Source organism: Cupriavidus sp. D384 (assembly GCF_001652915.1).
GTDB lineage: Bacteria > Pseudomonadota > Gammaproteobacteria > Burkholderiales > Burkholderiaceae > Cupriavidus.
In genome coordinates, this window is record NZ_BBQI01000076.1 from 1 (window position 1) to 14,410 (window position 14,410).

The window sequence follows — 14,410 nt, forward strand, 5'->3', positions numbered from 1 at the left end:
ACGCCGGGAAGGGTCGGGCCGAGCAGCTCTCCATCCGCGGAAGGCGCGAATCCCCCGCTCGCTTCAAGCATAGGCAACGGGGTCGACCCGGCATCGACCGGATGGGGGAACGGGGTCGGCGCGCCTCATCCGTTTAATGGGCCGAAATTGCCGCCGGTCGCCCCCCGCCTCACCTATGATGGATGTAGCCACCGCCCCTTGGCGGTGCGCTTTAGGGCGTCCCGCCACCTGGAAATGGTTGCGGGTCTTTTTCTGTCCCTGCGGGCGGTGACGTCACCGGCGACGTCATCGCCCTCGCCTCCAGCCGGGACCATGCACGTCCGCCTGTTGCGTAGCGGCGACCGCGCGCTGTTCCTGTACGCGGTCGCGAGCCTGAACAGTTGCCCAGCCCCGTGCAGGCGTGGCTGGGCCCGGTGTCCACCGAGACCGTGGCCGACCTTACGCTGCCCCCCTGCTCGGTCTCGACCGGTCGATGGTGCTCGAGGCGCTGCGGGACACCGGGTATTGAGCCGTCGATCTGGACGGCATCGTGACGGGGTTCGGCACGGCGGCGGTGGAGGTCGCCGCGCGCAGGAACGCGGCGGGCAGTGCTACGGAATTGCTACGCGACGAAGGGGCGCCACCCGGAAACCCGCGTGGTTAAGCCAGAGTGAGGCTCACTTCGCACCAGTCCATCATTGGCCGGACTACGCCCTGCTTCAGTCATTCGGTTCAACGCACTTGAACGGCTCCCATGGGACCGCAAACCGCCGATTGAGCTAGACCAGGCCTGTGAATGAGGGCCGACAACCGGGCCCGGCCAGTTGCCGCCGCTCGCGAATATCGGTTTTTCGGGTAGTCTGGACGACTTTTCCAACGGTGTGGAATGCAGATGACCAAAGCACTACGTATCGGACGCGCTTTACGATCCGGTCGCGCCTGTGCGGGAGTGGAGACCCATCGCGCTTCGCACGCCAGCGGACGAAATTTCCCCACCGCCCGACCTTGCCCACTCTCAATCGAGCAGCATGCCCTGCAATAGTCGACGCCGGCGCGCCTGAGCCGCGGTACTTATGGCGATGCGCAAACGGCGGTACTGCAGTCGATCTGAGCAGGATTGTGGAAACAGTAGAGGCGGACGCGTTGACACGACGATGCACTCGGAGCGCGTCGACGTCGCTGAGCTCCGTACGCAGATGAAACGCTGTAAGGGACCGCAGATATTGGACAAACCGAGACAGCATCAAAAAAGACACGCACGTGAACACGCGCCTATACCCGCGCCCGTCTGAGGCCGCGCCCTTGCAAAGGCTTGGCAGGCCGATTCCACCTAATCGCACGCTATGTGGACCGGCGGACGCCGACGGACTTGCCTGAGTCCCTTCGGCTGGCCCGCCGTGGTCGGGTACCCCCAAGGCTTACGCGGACTGCGACAGTACCCAGAGCATTGCGCCCACGGCCTCCGTCTGGGATCGCGTGCTGGTCTTCTCGAAGATGGCGCGAAGTTGGGTCCGCACGGTTGCGACGGAAACGCCGGTGCCAGCCGCATATTCGTCCGGCGTCCTGCCGCAAATCAGCGCCTCGGCCACTGCCGCCTCGGCCGCGGATAACCTGAACGACTGCTGTAGTTGCCTGGCTGTGACCAGCGGCGCCGTGCCGCGCCGTCTGGCCGTGACCAGAACTTCAGCGTGTCCGAAGGCCGACTGGGTGTCTCGCCCTGGCAGCCGGCTGATGTTCAGGAAAATCTCGGGCTGCACCCCCGACTCGGCGCGCAACGCCAGGCTTTCACCCTGGCGTGACTGTGCCACGCGCGCGATGGCGGCTTGCAAACCGGTGTTCTCGGCGGCGACCGACGCGACCAGCTGTTGGTGAATCAACCTCAGACAGGTTGTGGCACGCAGCATGGCTTCGGCTTCCTGGTTGGCGAAAACGAGCTTGCGGTCCCGGTCCAGCGCAAACACCGCAAGCCCCAGTTGCGCCATCAGTTCCGTGCCGAGCGCTGCGTCGCGATACAGCACCCGCGCATCCTGCCAAAGGTTGATCGATCGCTGCAGATGTCCCGCCATGCCGGAAATGGCAACCCGCTGCTCAGGCGAGAAAGGCGTCATGTCGCTACCTCGCACCAATCCAAGAAGAATATCGTCTGCCCCCGGACGCGCCAGGCGCGCGCCCGCAAGATATCGGAAGCCCGTCGGAATATGGAAGTCCTGGTAAAACTCGCTACGCGCGACGTCCGACTCCTTGAGATAGTCCTGGCAAAAGAGGAAATTGCCACGGCTCCCTTTCTCCACGACCTCGCGCCTGGGATCCAGCGCCCCGTAGTACTGGTCGTAGAGCGACACGACCCAGTCCAGGTGACTGTCGGCGGTGTGGACTGATAAATGCGGCGCATTGCGCGCTGCATCCCAGCTAAACATGTGGAATACAGTGGCACCCAGTGATTCCACAACAGCTTGGAATGTGGCCAGAAAGCCATCCTGTCGAACTGCGGCCTCGTAAAGATCGCCTATCAAGAGATCTTTCAACAATTTTCTCTCTCCCCGGGGGTCATTTCATTCAGCACACGCTTACATCGCAACGCAACGCTGGTGGTCTCTTGCGGACTTGATGGCAGCTTCCCATAGGGCCATGCGGATTTGATGCCCTTCGTCAGCGGGGATTGCCATCCTTTCATCTAAATGAATGATGCGCGCGGATTGGCGTTCTCAGAGAATCGCATCGCGGGAAGTGGATCGCATTGCCCGGATGGGTTAGGGCACGCAACGTTTCCCGCAATCGTTCTGATCAGACAGGGGGAAATCCGGGAAATGAAAACAAAACTTTATCTGGCTGCTATCGCTGCAGCGGCCTTGAGCGCATGCGGAGGCGGTTCGGACTCGACGTCGTCGACGCCATCCACATCCAATACGCCCACCACCAAGATCGCCGGCACGGCAGCCGTGGGCGCCGCACTGCCCAATGCAACCGTGCAGGCCAAGTGCGCTTCCGGCAGTGGTACCGCAACGACGGCCTCCGACGGCACCTTTACGATCAACATCGCTGACGCCACGCGCCCGTGCGTGCTCAGCGTAACGACGCCGGATGGCACCACGCTGCATTCCGTGGTCGAAGCGGGCACCGGCACGACAGCCGTCGCCAACATCACGCCGCTCACCGAGCTGATCACCGCGTCGATTGCCGGCGGCAGCACCAAGACCTTCTTCGATAGCTTCGACGCCCAGGCGCAATCGAAGCTCAACGGCAGCGGCGTGAGCAACGCCATCGAGGCCGTCAAGGTGATCCTGACCGGCACCGTCGACCTCGCCGGCATGGACCCGCTCAAGGATACGCTGGTGGCCGCGCATGGCAACACGCCGGGGAACGCGCTCGACCAGCGTCTCGACACGCTTGGCAGGGTGCTTGAGACCGCAAAGACCTCGATTGCGGATCTGTCCGCCGCAGTGGGTTCCAACTCGGGCTCGACCGCTGGCGTCACGACGATCCTGCAGCCCGCTTCCGCCACCTGCGCATCGTTCCGCAGCGGGAAGTACCAGAAGGTCGACCTGACCGGCAATACCGTCCAGCGCTTCACGGTGGATGCCGTGGCCCTGACGCGCACGAACGATTCGACCAGCGCTGTGGAGTCGTTCCCGGCGTTCGCTGGCGAAGCGTGCCGCTTCAGCAACAACGACGCTCGCCTGCTGGTCTCCAAGTCCGGCATCGGTGTGGAGCGTCGCCTCGGCGCCCCAAGCCTGGTGATCCCCGAGCAGACCATCCCGCTTGCCGAACTTGCTGGCGACTGGGTGGCAATGGCCTTCGAAAAAGAAACCAGCGTCTCCACCTATGACTCCGGCCTGATCAGGTTCACGGTGGACATCGCAGGCAAGTTCACCAAGGGTGCCGACTGCGGTATGAACGGCTGTTCGGCGTGGGCTCCCGCAGATCTTCCGACGGTCTCGGTCAACGCCAATGGCGGCTTCGACGCCGTGTTCAGCGACGGCACCGCGCGCGCGTTTGGCTTTAAGGGGGTGGACGGGCAGTTGTCGATCGTAGTCATCCACGCCAACGGCTTCTGGATGGCGAAACGGCCCACGCCTCGCGCGATGCCTGCTCTCGGATTCACGAATTCCTATTGGGACGTCAACGTGAACTCGAGTGGCAACATTGGCACCAACGGCATCAACGCGTTCACGACCAAGGTCATCTCCGTCGATACGGCGAATGGTCTCTTTACACGCCAGCGCGCCGAGGACGGCCGAATCGACACGTTCAAGGACAACATGCCGTCGGTTGGCTTGCGTTATCGCCCGCAGGTCCAGGCAATTCCCGGCGGCGCTCCTGGCGCGGCGGAGGCCATCACGATGAACCTGCCCAACACGGGCCTGAGCGTGGCGATCAGTGTCAACCCGCCGGACCCGCTGAACCACTTCTACTCAATCTCGGTCGACCGTCCGTAAGACGACTCACTGGCGATTCAGCCCTTGCCCCACGCAGCCGCGTGGGGCTTTTGTTGGTTCTTCGAGGAATTCGTTTCGCGCGAGGGCTGGACCGTCGATGGGATGGAGACGATGGCGGACCATAAGTGGTGGAGCCGGGAAGAACTGGTCACCACCGCCGAGATCGTCTCTAGGGGCGGGAACGGTCCGTTCGGAGGCAAAAACTGTGGCCAAGAGAACTTCCTTCCTAAAGACTGTTGATTTGCACTGAGAACTGACCCAGCTGACCCACTGGGTCCGTTTTCCGTGCAAATCAACATGCTATCCCTGCCTAGAGCCTCAAGCTATCAGCGATTCCCGGCGGACCATCAGCCTGCGGTGTCACGCCGTCAATCTCTTGAGCGTCCACTACGCAGTACCCATGAACCGTGAGATCGTACAGTATCGCAGAGGGGTTCAATCCAAGCATTGGGGTTTTCGCATCAAGCTCCGAGTCGACGGAAGTCTCGATGGCACCGAGCCAGGCAAGAGCCTCTGGGGGAACTTGTTCGAGAGTAGTACCCGCGCGCACAAACAACGCGCGGGGCCCATTTCGATGGAGGGTGATGAACATGGCGACCTCAGCACAGGACAGGTTTAGCAGCTTTGCCGGTGAGCTCGTCTGAGCTTTAAAAATATAGACTATCTGCCGCGGTAACTCGGAGACTTTCCATCACGGCATGATCTACCGGCTCGCCAAAGAACGCGAGCCTCTGACGATCGTCGGATTGTCCACTAGTCTTCCTCGGCAAATCCGCAAATCCTCAGGGGAGCTGACCAGTATCGGCCAGAACGGGCGACAGCCATTTGGCCAGAACGGGCGACAGCCATTTGACATTTTGAGATTTTCGTTTAGCCACTGGAGACATCAGGGAACACCCTAATAAACGGCGCAGCGAGACTGATCGTCGTCGACCACGCCTCAAAAGTTCAGCGGTGTACTAGCGCCTGTAATCGTGAGCACGTAGCGAGAGAGGATGGGTTCTGCGCGCCCGCACAACGGCAGCCGAGATGGCCGAGCAGTCTGATCCTGCCTCCTCGCCGGCCGGCGGTCACCCGCTAGCAACGCGCATCACCGATGCCAACCTTGCGGCCCTTTACGCCGATGAATCTTGGCAAGGCATAGTTGCCGTTGATAGGGACAGGTCGAATTCGGCGTCCGTGACGCCATCAATCCGGCAAACTCATGCGGATTCGGCAAATTTCGCCGAAATCGCGCAAGAAGTGCTGCATGGAGCAACAGTTGTGTCTGTGACACACGTCGTTCGGCATATTGCAGCGGGAAGTCCGTTAAGGTGCAATGGCGGACCGGCTCTGTGTCCGCGCGACTCGGCCGGACCACTTTTATGCCCCTGACTCCCTCCCGGCGCGTCGGGGCATTTTCTTTTATGGCTGAGCCGGCTTAACAAGTGGTGGCGGAGGCGATTGCGCAGTTTCGTCCAGATTGAGACGGTCCACGGCTCTCACCAATGCCGGCAAAGAGTCCACTTCCAGCTTTTGCATCACGCGAGCGCGGTGGACCTTTATGGTTTTCTCAACAGTTCCGAGTAAGTTAGCGACTTGCTTATTCATCAAGCCTTCAGCCACGAGAAGCATTACCTCATGTTCGCGTTTGGTAAGGCGGTCCAGCCGGGCCCGAAGTATGTTCAACTCTTGGCGCCTACGGGTTGCTTCATCCGCTTTGGACATCGCCCTATCCACAGCAGCGAGGAGTACGGATTCATCCACAGGTTTCACAAGAAAATCCACCGCACCTGCTGCGAGTGCTCTTACGGCACTCGGCACATCGGGATGGCCGGTAAGGACGATGATGGGTACATCTCGGCCTAATGCAGCTTGCAACGCCAATCCGTCCATGCAAGGAAGTAAGAGGTCGACGATAACGCAGACGCATTTTCCTAAAATGTCGGCCTCAGCAAGAAATTTCTCCGCCGATTCGTACTGTATTGCCCTGCGTCCATGGGCTCCCAATACGCGACATAGGGCCCGACCAACGCTTTTATCATCGTCAACTACGTAGATGGATGGTTGCATATAGTTACCTCGTCAGCACACGACAATGCTTGGCATAAAGGTAGCGCTGTCAGACTAGGGCTACGAGAGCCGACGAAAACTTTCAGCTCTGACATCGGTGCTAGTTAAGACTGGTCCACGTTGAGCCCCTTCCGTTCGGAGTTTGGACCCTATCATGCCCCGTTCTGTCAGATGGCGAGCCAAAGATCATTGAGGAGATCTGTTGCGACGCGATATCGTGGTAATCGCTGCCTGCACGGGCGGCCAACTTCCCTTTTCGAACACGCCGAATTCGCGCGGAGCACGCTATAACACAGACGACATCCAAGTCGGCAACCGGAGAGACGATGCTTGAACATGCAGATTTCGTCCTGCGCTCGCCATACAGGAAGGATGCGCGCGCGTGTCTGGGGACAGCTCCGCGCCCTGGGCGCATGGTGAACGAACAGACCGCCAGGAACTTCCGTCGTTAAGCCGACGAGCTGCTTTGCTTCTCCGGGTCCATCATTAGCCCGAGTGCAAGCTAGTGTCTGTTCTTCGCAGACCATTGGACATTCGCTTCAATGCGAATGAAAGACCGAGATGGGTCGCGAGGCGCCGATTGAGCCTGGCCGGCCTGTGAATGTGGGCCGAGGGCCGAGACCGGCCAGACTCAGTCATTGCGACTTGGTTGGCGAGCGTCCGCGCCACGGCTCGCGTGGCGGAGGTCAATTAAATCGAGCTTTCTCCGATGGCAATTACGGAGTCCAATCGCCGGTGCCTGGAAAAGGCCCGCCCTCTCCCGTCTTCTCGCCTTTCCTCCTAGCCAAAGAACCTAAAAACGGACGGCAGGATCTTGCGTCACCCGTGGCGCGAGATTGCGTTCCCTAACGGAGGTATCGTTCCCACGCGGCAATACGCTCGGACTCGGGCACGTCGCATGATGGACTCTAATCATCCAGGAAAGGCCTTGACGCTCTTGTATGGGCTGTTGGCCCGACGATCAGCTGCTTTAGGATGGTGCCCGGCACCGCCACCGGCGCAAACGACTTGACTGCGTCATACGGCAACTTCGGATTGCAGCGGGCGGCAATGGGACGATCTTGCAGATGTGAGCAGAACTGCTGCTGCAGGAAAACGTGCGCATGAACCGTCAGCAACCAATCGTCTTCGGCCCCCGTCTCAAGCTCCTTGCCGGCCGCGCGCCAGGCATCGGTGCCACCATAACGCATATGGAAAGGCCACCATGACGTATACGCAATGGAGCTACCCGACCTCCGCCTCACAACGATCAACGCATAAGCCTATGCAAAATCCGCAGTTCCCTTGAAGCCTCGGCGTGGCACACAATCGGTCGCTTGCCTTCGCCACGCCGCGCCGCAATCGCGCCCGCATTCAGCATGACCCGCCAGATTCGCCTCAACGCCTTCACGATGAACTGCGTCGCCCATCTTGCCCCAGGGCAATGGACGAATCCAGAGGACCAGTCAGCGGCTTACTTGCATACGCATCACTGGGTCGCGCTCGCACAGTTGCTGGAAGCAGGAAAATTTGACGCGCTGTTTCTTGGCGATATCATCGGCATCTATGATGTGGCCGGCGGCGCGCCCGATGCGGCGTTGCGCACGGCCGCGCAGGTTCCCATGAACGATCCCGCGCCGTTGATCCCGCTGATGGCACATGCCACCAAGCATCTTGGGTTCGGCGTAACGCTGTCGGTGTCGTACGAGCATCCGTATCTGCTCGCCCGACGGCTGACCACGCTCGATCATCTGAGCCAGGGCCGCGTGGCGTGGAACATCGTCACGTCCTACCTCGACAGTGGCGCGAAAAGCCTTGGCCAGGATGGCCTGCGTGCGCATGATGCCCGCTACGATCGTGCCGACGCCTATCTCGATATCTGCTATCGGCTTTGGGAAGGCGCGTGGGAAGACGGCGCCGTGGTACGCAATCGCGAGACCGGCGTCTACGCGGATCCGGCACGCGTGCATCGCACCACCTATCAGTACGACGACCTTCGGATCGACGGCGTGTTCCAGTGCGAACCCTCGCCGCAGCGCACGCCACTGCTGTTCCAGGCAGGCGGTTCGGATCGCGGTTCGCGTTTTGCAGCGCGCCATGCCGAATGCATCTTCGTCGGCGCGCCCACACGCGAGGGGCTGCGCCGTACCGTTGCCAAGCTGCGCGATGCATTGCGCGCTGAAGGGCGAGACCCGGACAGCGTCCTGATCTTCGCTATGTTCACAGTCATCGTGGACGACACGGCGGAGAAAGCGCACGCACGTCACGCCGCTTACCGGGAACGCGTGAGCTACGAAGGCGCACTGACCCTGTTGTCCGGCTGGACCGGCATCGACCTGAGCCGCTACGCGCCTGACGACACGCTCGACTACGTGGACACCAATGCGGGGCAATCCGCGCTGGCGTCTTTCAGCAAACTCGACCCGAACAAGACCTGGACCGTGCGCGATGCGGTGGAATTCGTCGGTATCGGCGGTCGCGGTGGCCTGGCCGTTGGCGACGCGCAGCAGGTAGCCGACGAACTGCAGGCCTGGATGGCTGACACCGGCATCGATGGCTTCAACCTGGCCTCTGTCGAAATGCCACGCACGTTCCAGGACATCGTGACACATCTTGTGCCCGAACTGCAGCGCCGCGGCGTGTACAAGACCGCGTACGCAGAAGGCACGCTGCGCGATAAATTTTTCCACGCGGGGCCGACGCTGCGTGCGCCGCATGTCGGGTCGTCGTTCCGTCGCACGTCACCAGCGTCGGTCGACATCCCCGCACTCACGAAATAGCCGTCTCACCGGAGTCACCATGCCTCGCGTCAGCGAAATCTCTCCCGATACCTTCGACCCGGCGCGCCGCGCACTGTTCGACGCCTTCACCGGAAACGGCGCTCATTTCGCCGATCAGTTCTCGGTGCTAGCCCATGTGGGTCCCGCAGTCGATCATCTTCCGCAGTTGCTGCTGGAACTGAAAGCACGCAATGGGGTGTCCTATCGCTATATCGAGATGGCAATCGTGGTCGTCTCCCTGCTCAACGACTGCGAATACTGCGTGGCCAATCACGCGCCGCGGCTGGAAGTGGAAGGGATCAGCGAAGCGGGCGCGCGCAAGCTGCTCGACTACGCCGATCACCCCGAACTGTCGGACATCGACAAGCTCGTCGTCGAATACGTGATCGCTGTCACGCAGCAGCCACAACGCATTCGCGACCACGTGTTCACGCGGCTGCGCGCACATTTCAGCGAGGCACAGATCGTTGAGCTGACGCTGCGCATCTCGCTGTGCGGCTTTTTCAACCGCTTCAATCAGGCACTGCAGATTGGCGAAGACGCCACCGCGGTACATCCGGCCTGACGCACCCCTTTTTCCATTTCGTCCGTCTTCATTCGCATGTCTGACATTTCGTCGCTTATCTCGTTGCAGCGCCGCGCGTGGCTGCGCGCCGCTGGCGTCGGCGCGGCCGCCCTGGCCCTGCCCACCCTTTCCCTCGCACAGGACAATGGTCCGATCCGAATTGGCATCCTCGCACCGCTGAGCGGCGGTGGCGGTGCCTATGGTGCCGGCATGGCCAACGCCGCGCGCAAGGCCGCCGACTACATCAACAGCCAGGCCGGGGGGCTGCTGGGCGGCCGCAAGATCGAGATCCTGGTCGAAGACGACGAAAGCAATCCGACGGCAGGTGTTGCGGCGGCGCGCAAACTGCTTGACGTTTCGAAGGTGAACGCGATTGTCGGCGTGTGGAGCAGCGCCGTGGCCATGGCCGTCAAGCCGCTGACGATCGAGCGCGGCGTGCCGTTGTTCGTGACAGGATCGGGCGACGAAGTCACGCAGGGCGACAACAAGGGCTTGGTGTGGCGATTCCAGGCGCGCGGCAGCGATTGGGGCACGGTGTTCGCGCGCGCCGCCGCGAAGGACGGCGCACACAAGGCATCGCTGCTGGTGCTGCAGACGCCGTTCACGCTGAGCATGGTCGATCCGTTCGTCAACACGTTTAAGAAATCGGGCGGTCAGATTCTGGACGTCGTCTACTACAACCCGAACCAGCCCTCCTACCGCGCCGAAGTGGAAAAGGTGTTCGCGCGCAAGCCTGATGCGGTGTTCATTCCCAGCTACCTGCCCGACCTGTCGGCGATTTCGCGCGAGGTGTATCGCAGCGGCTTCAGTGATACGCGTCTCTACGCCAACTCGTCCGCCGCCGACGCCGAAGGCGCGTTCATCAAGAACGTAGGCAAGCAGGTGGCCGAAGGCATCCACCACATCCAGTCGATCCCGCCCGCCTCGTCCACGGCGTACAAGACCTTCGCGCGCGAAGCCGGCATTCCGTCAGGCACACTCGCCATCTTCCCGTCGAATGTGTGGGACGAAATCTCGGTGCTGGCACTGGCCATCGAACGCGCCGGCAGCGCCGACCCGAAGGTATTTGCGAAGGCGATCCTGCCCGTGGTCAATGGGCCTGGCAAGGCGGTGGAGAATCCGGTGGACGGCCTGAAAGCCATTCGCGCAAAGCAGGCCATCGCCTACAGTGGTGCGGGTTCGCAGTTCCAGTTCACGCCGACCGGCGATCAATTGAATCGCGAGTACGGGCACTTCGTGATTCGCGATGGCGCCAACCACCTGGTGGACGTCCTCAAGTAATGCGTAGTGCTGCCACCCTGTCAGCCACGTCGCTGAACATTGCATTCGGCGGCCTGCGCGCGTTGGACAACGCCACCCTTACCCTGCAGCCTGGGCGCATCACCGGCATCATCGGCCCCAACGGCGCGGGCAAGACGACGCTGTTCAACGTCCTTGCGGGTGTGCTGCGGCCCGATTCCGGGCGCGTCGCGCTGGGCGATGTCGATATTACAGCGCTGCCCGTGCATCGCCGCGCCCGCCACGGGGTGGCGCGCACCTTCCAGCTCGCGCGCGAGCTGGACAGCCTGACGGTGCTAGAAAACCTGCTGCTGGCCATGCCGGCGCATCCCGGCGAGCGTTTCTGGAACTTGCTGTTCGCGCGTGGGCGCGTGCAGGCGGCCGAACGACAGGCCATTGATCGCGCACGGAGGTTGCTCGAACGGGCTCGGCTCCTGCCGCTGGCCAACCAGCTGGCCGGCGGCCTGTCGGGCGGTCAGAAGAAGCTGCTGGAGTTGTGCCGCACGCTGATGGCCGATCCGTCGATCGTCCTGCTGGACGAGCCGGCGGCGGGCGTCAATCCGGTGCTGATGGAATCGCTGGGGCGTTTCATATCCGATCTGCGCGACGAGGGCATGACCTTTGCGCTGGTCGAGCACAACATGGACATGGTCGCCGCGCTGAGCGATCACGTCTACGTCTTCGCGCAAGGCGCCGTGCTCACCGAAGGTAGCTTCGCCGACGTGACGGCCGACACGCGCGTGCGCGCCGCATACCTCGGGGAAATCGTATGACCCTCGCCCTGCAACTGGACGGGATTAGCGCGGGCTACCACGGCAAGCGCATCATCCACGACGTCTCGCTGCACATCCCGGCGGGCGGTGCCGTCACCGTGATCGGCCCCAACGGATCCGGAAAGTCGACCCTGCTGAAAGCCGTCGTCGGCCTGCTGCCGCTGGCATCGGGCACGCTGACGCTAGGCGCGCGCCAGATCGGTCCGCTCGATGCGCCAGCACGCACGCGGCTGGGGATTGGCTACGTACCGCAGGAACACAATGTCTTTCCGAACCTGAGCGTGCTGGACAACCTCAAGCTCGGCTGGGAAGGCGTGCAGGGCAACCGGCCCGATGGAGACCGGAGCAAGGGCCCATCACAACGCGCGCATCTTGACGCCGTGCTGGCGCTGTTCCCCGAAATCGCCACGCGGCTGCGAAGCGCTGCCGGCCTGCTGAGCGGCGGTCAACGCCAGATGGCGGCCATGGCTGCCGCGCTGATGCAGCAACCCTCTGTGCTCGTGCTCGATGAACCTTCCGCGGGACTGTCACCGCGCAACGCCGCGCTGCTGTTCGAACGCATCGCCGACGTACGCCGTACCGGCGTGACCCTGTTGATGATCGAACAGAACGTGCGGCTGGGACTCACGGTCGCCGATCACGGCGTTGTACTTGTCAACGGCCAGGTACGAAGGCAGCGTCCCGCGCAGGCGCTGCTGAACGACGACGATCTGCCGCGCCTGTTCTTCGGCCACGACCTCGAGGCACTCACTGACGCTGACACTACTGCTTCAGCCGACACTCCCGATAGCACCGTTCCCGCATGATCCAGACTTTATTCAACGGCGTGGTCACGGGACTGTTGGTCGCCCTGCCCGCGCTGGCGCTCGCCCTGACGTTCAGTGTGCTGCGCTTTGCCAACTTCGCCATCGGCGCCATGCTGACCGCCGGGGGCTACATCGTCTACGCGTTCAATGCCGGCCTTGGTTGGCCGCTGCTGCCGTCGGCGCTGGCCGGCGCCGTCCTCGGCGGCCTGCTCGCCGTACTGGTCGATACCGTCGTGTACCGGCGATTGCGCGATCGATCGGGCGTGGCGCTGCTCGTCGCCAGCATGGGCGTCGCATTCGTGCTGGAGAACGCAGTCCGTTTCATAGCGGGCAACGCCGCCGTCGGTTACGAGGTGGATCCCGCGCGCCCACTGCGTGTGGCCGGCTTGCGCATCAACCATGAACAGTTGCTGATCGCGGCGGTGAGCCTGTTCACGCTGCTGGCCATCTGGGGCTTGTTGCGGCTGACATCGCTGGGGCGGGCCATGCGCGCCGTGGCGGACAACCCGTCGCTGGCCGCCGCGCGCGGCATCGTCGGTAATCGCGTGATCGGCATCACATGGTTCATCGCGGGCGCGCTTGCGACGGCTGCCGGCACGCTGATCGGGCTCGATGCCACGCTGGACCCGCAGATGGGCTGGAACTACGTGATCCAGGTTTTTGCCGCAGCCATCCTCGGTGGTATCGCACATCCGATGGCTGCCGTGTTTGGCGCGCTGGCGCTGGGCGTGATAGCCGAGCTTTCCACGCTGATTGTTCCGCCCCACTACCGACCGCTCGTCGCATTCGCGGTCCTCACCGCGCTGCTGCTGGTGCGGCCCTGGGGCGTTTTCGGTACGGCCCGCATTGCAAAATGACAACCTACCTAATCTCCATCCTCGTGCTGGTGTCGATTGCCGGCATCGCCGCGCTGTCGCTCAATCTGCAATGGGGCCTGACCGGCATGGTCAACTTTGGGCTGTTCGGGTTCTACATGCTGGCGGCCTACGTGTATGCGCAACTGGCCGCCACGGGCGCATCGCCCTGGCTCGCGCTGGCCGGCGCGATTGCCGTCAGTGGCATCGCCAGCGCGCTGACCAGCCTGATCTCGATGCGGCTGGCCGACGACTACCTGGCGATCGTGACGCTGGCGTTTGCGGAATGCCTTCGACTGATCGTGATCCACGAAGACTGGCTCACGCGCGGCAGCTTGGGCATTGCCAACATCTCGCGTCCCGTGGCCAATGACGGCGCCTTCTTGCTGCTAGCGCTGGCGGCATTGCTGCTCAGCTTCCTGCTGCTTGAAACGATTGCACGCTCACCGCTGGGACGCGCCGCACGCGCCTTGCGGGACGACCCCCTCGTGGCGGCCACACTGGGCAAGGACGTGCTGTGGCTGCGTGTGCGCCTGTTCGGCATCGGCGGCGCAGTCACTGGCGTGGCCGGCGCGCTGCATGCCGCCTACTACCAGTACATCGATCCCACGCAGTTCGGGCCCATCATCACCGCCTATGCGTTCATGGGCGTCATCATCGGCGGACGCGGCAGCAATCGTGGTGTGCTGCTGAGCGCGTTTACGGTGATCCTGTTGCTCGAAGGTACGCGCTTCCTGAACGACCAGGTCGGCTGGATGACGCCCGCGCAACTGGCGGCGCTGCGGCTCATGTTGATCGGGATCGCGCTTATCGCAGCCTTGATAGTGAGGCCCGCTGGATTGTTAGCGGAGCACCGACTGAAGGTATAACTCTCGATACCGCTATTGGCCGTCGAGGTCGTGTGTATC

Annotated in this window: 11 protein-coding genes; 8 read left to right on the forward strand and 3 right to left on the reverse strand. The window is 62.5% G+C overall.

Going from position 1 to position 14,410, the window contains the following annotated elements; translation table 11 throughout:
- Window positions 1–1,397 precede the first annotated feature (1,397 nt).
- On the reverse strand, window positions 1,398–2,507 hold the full coding sequence (locus A9J21_RS16475) for a LuxR family transcriptional regulator (protein WP_066737486.1): 1,110 nt from the start codon (window positions 2,505–2,507) through the stop codon (window positions 1,398–1,400).
- 150 nt (window positions 2,508–2,657) lie between these two features.
- Here A9J21_RS16475 and A9J21_RS16480 point away from each other — a divergent pair, with 150 nt between their 5' ends.
- On the forward strand, window positions 2,658–4,415 hold the full coding sequence (locus tag A9J21_RS16480; protein WP_307188114.1) for a hypothetical protein: 1,758 nt from the start codon (window positions 2,658–2,660) through the stop codon (window positions 4,413–4,415).
- Between the two features lie 1,404 nt (window positions 4,416–5,819).
- Here A9J21_RS16480 and A9J21_RS31035 read toward each other — a convergent pair.
- Both A9J21_RS31035 and A9J21_RS16500 read right to left on the reverse strand, forming a co-directional pair.
- On the reverse strand, window positions 5,820–6,467 hold the full coding sequence (locus A9J21_RS31035) for a response regulator transcription factor (protein WP_082926466.1): 648 nt from the start codon (window positions 6,465–6,467) through the stop codon (window positions 5,820–5,822).
- 908 nt (window positions 6,468–7,375) lie between these two features.
- A complete protein-coding gene (locus tag A9J21_RS16500) occupies window positions 7,376–7,657 on the reverse strand; it encodes a hypothetical protein (RefSeq protein WP_066737496.1) in 282 nt (93 codons plus the stop codon).
- 168 nt (window positions 7,658–7,825) lie between these two features.
- Here A9J21_RS16500 and A9J21_RS16505 point away from each other — a divergent pair, with 168 nt between their 5' ends.
- The 7 genes from A9J21_RS16505 to A9J21_RS16535 are packed head-to-tail and all read left to right on the forward strand — an operon-like array spanning window position 7,826 to window position 14,371.
- Window positions 7,826–9,226, forward strand: coding sequence for an LLM class flavin-dependent oxidoreductase (locus tag A9J21_RS16505; RefSeq protein WP_066737498.1), 1,401 nt, complete (start codon window positions 7,826–7,828; stop codon window positions 9,224–9,226).
- A 19-nt stretch (window positions 9,227–9,245) separates the two neighbouring features.
- Complete coding sequence (locus A9J21_RS16510; protein ID WP_066737499.1) at window positions 9,246–9,791, forward strand: carboxymuconolactone decarboxylase family protein; 546 nt, start codon at window positions 9,246–9,248, stop codon at window positions 9,789–9,791.
- A 36-nt stretch (window positions 9,792–9,827) separates the two neighbouring features.
- Window positions 9,828–11,072: an ABC transporter substrate-binding protein gene (locus tag A9J21_RS16515; protein ID WP_066737501.1), complete on the forward strand. Its 1,245-nt coding sequence runs from the start codon at window positions 9,828–9,830 to the stop codon at window positions 11,070–11,072.
- The gene (locus A9J21_RS16520; protein WP_066737503.1) at window positions 11,072–11,842 is read left to right on the forward strand and encodes an ABC transporter ATP-binding protein; all 771 of its coding nucleotides are present in this window, start codon (window positions 11,072–11,074) and stop codon (window positions 11,840–11,842) included. Before A9J21_RS16515 ends, A9J21_RS16520 begins: the two co-directional genes overlap by 1 nt.
- The gene (locus tag A9J21_RS16525) at window positions 11,839–12,648 is read left to right on the forward strand and encodes an ABC transporter ATP-binding protein (protein ID WP_066737505.1); all 810 of its coding nucleotides are present in this window, start codon (window positions 11,839–11,841) and stop codon (window positions 12,646–12,648) included. Before A9J21_RS16520 ends, A9J21_RS16525 begins: the two co-directional genes overlap by 4 nt.
- Window positions 12,645–13,505, forward strand: coding sequence for a branched-chain amino acid ABC transporter permease (locus tag A9J21_RS16530; protein WP_066737506.1), 861 nt, complete (start codon window positions 12,645–12,647; stop codon window positions 13,503–13,505). Before A9J21_RS16525 ends, A9J21_RS16530 begins: the two co-directional genes overlap by 4 nt.
- The gene (locus A9J21_RS16535) at window positions 13,502–14,371 is read left to right on the forward strand and encodes a branched-chain amino acid ABC transporter permease (RefSeq protein WP_066737509.1); all 870 of its coding nucleotides are present in this window, start codon (window positions 13,502–13,504) and stop codon (window positions 14,369–14,371) included. The genes A9J21_RS16530 and A9J21_RS16535 overlap by 4 nt, the downstream gene beginning before the upstream one ends.
- Window positions 14,372–14,410 lie beyond the last annotated feature (39 nt).

What these genes read in the sequence shown, in the direction of transcription:
- A9J21_RS16525 (WP_066737505.1), top strand. Translation starts at nt 11,839, where the DNA reads ATGACCCTCGCCCTGCAACTGGACGGGATTAGCGCGGGCTACCACGGC.
- A9J21_RS16500 (WP_066737496.1), bottom strand. Translation starts at nt 7,657, where the DNA reads ATGCGTTATGGTGGCACCGATGCCTGGCGCGCGGCCGGCAAGGAGCTT.
- A9J21_RS16520 (WP_066737503.1), top strand. Translation starts at nt 11,072, where the DNA reads ATGCGTAGTGCTGCCACCCTGTCAGCCACGTCGCTGAACATTGCATTC.
- A9J21_RS16530 (WP_066737506.1), top strand. Translation starts at nt 12,645, where the DNA reads ATGATCCAGACTTTATTCAACGGCGTGGTCACGGGACTGTTGGTCGCC.
- A9J21_RS16510 (WP_066737499.1), top strand. Translation starts at nt 9,246, where the DNA reads ATGCCTCGCGTCAGCGAAATCTCTCCCGATACCTTCGACCCGGCGCGC.
- A9J21_RS16515 (WP_066737501.1), top strand. Translation starts at nt 9,828, where the DNA reads ATGTCTGACATTTCGTCGCTTATCTCGTTGCAGCGCCGCGCGTGGCTG.
- A9J21_RS16480 (WP_307188114.1), top strand. Translation starts at nt 2,658, where the DNA reads ATGAATGATGCGCGCGGATTGGCGTTCTCAGAGAATCGCATCGCGGGA.
- A9J21_RS31035 (WP_082926466.1), bottom strand. Translation starts at nt 6,467, where the DNA reads ATGCAACCATCCATCTACGTAGTTGACGATGATAAAAGCGTTGGTCGG.
- A9J21_RS16535 (WP_066737509.1), top strand. Translation starts at nt 13,502, where the DNA reads ATGACAACCTACCTAATCTCCATCCTCGTGCTGGTGTCGATTGCCGGC.
- A9J21_RS16505 (WP_066737498.1), top strand. Translation starts at nt 7,826, where the DNA reads ATGACCCGCCAGATTCGCCTCAACGCCTTCACGATGAACTGCGTCGCC.